General features: G+C 50.2%; 1 protein-coding gene. It reads right to left on the bottom strand.

All coding sequences use genetic code 11. The features are described from left to right. A partial coding sequence (locus NPX99_RS08710) for a hemagglutinin repeat-containing protein (RefSeq protein WP_269031431.1) occupies positions 1 to 1153 on the bottom strand: 1153 nt, incomplete at both ends.

Raw genomic sequence — 1153 nt, 5'->3', positions numbered from 1 at the left:
CACTACCCCCTCAAGCGAGGTGGCATCTATCGGTGCCACGGTTTGGTTGGCTGCTGCGGTGTTGCGGTTGAGGGCATCAATAATTTGTCCAGCATCTTGCCCCATCGCTCTTTGGTTGGTTGCACCGGTTAAAATGATGGTGCCATCACTGATGGCAGATTTGGTTTCTCCTTCCGCCGCATCCTTGGCTTTGCCATGATCTAAAGCATTCTTAGCGACATTTTTAATGATGCCAGATGTGCCCTGTTGTAAAATACCACCACCAGAAACACTAACCCCATGGCTGCTCGCTTGGGCATGCGCACTGTTAGCAATATCCGTGGCTGTGATGCTTCCAGTGGTTAAACTGTTTTTTTCTGCTGGTGCACTGCTGGAAATAATGCCCCCTGTCAGCGTTGTTCTATCTTTAATGTTGATATCAAAGCCGCCATCACCCGCTTTAATGCCTGATTGTTCCACAACACTGTGATAATCGCTGGAGGATTGATCCTTTTGTAAGGAAAGGCTTGTTGAGCCTGCATCAAAACTTTTGCTCCCACCAAAACCAATTGAAGCAGATTTCTGCTTGTTGGACGTTTGCCCACTATCACTGCGGCTGGTAATGGTCAAGCTTCCCCCCACATCCACTTTGACCTGATTTCCAGAAACTACAGCGCCTGCCAATGTGGTATCCCCCCCACTGCTGGTGTGAACCGTGCCCGTGCCTATAATATGGCTGTTCTTGTGGTGAACCTCTTCACTGGAGCCTTCCCCTTGACTAAAGGAAGCATTGCCTGTTCCCCCCGCACCACCGGTGCCATAGCTGTATCCAACATTGACCGAAGCGCTTTGCGTATGATTTTGTGTGCTTTGCGTGTTTTGGGCACTTTCAAAGGTGATATCTTGCCCTGCTGCCAAGTTGATATTCCCACTCTGCGCATCACTGCCTGATGCATAAACAGGATTGGTGCCAGCAATAATATCACTTCCAACACCATGGATGTTGCCTTGATGGGCTTGCATTGTGACAGAACGCCCTGCTTCTATTGTCCCTGTCACCGCCGTAGAGGTTTGAGAAGAGGCTTCGGCCTTCTCTGTCTTAAAGCCCACGGTCACACTCGCAGAAACATCAGCCATATTGGCAAGAGCATCCTTGGTGGAGCCCCCCAGCCCC

The organism is Bartonella sp. 220B (genome assembly GCF_026930205.1).
Classification (GTDB): Bacteria; Pseudomonadota; Alphaproteobacteria; order Rhizobiales; family Rhizobiaceae; genus Bartonella.
This window is presented reverse-complemented; position numbering and strand designations above follow the sequence as displayed.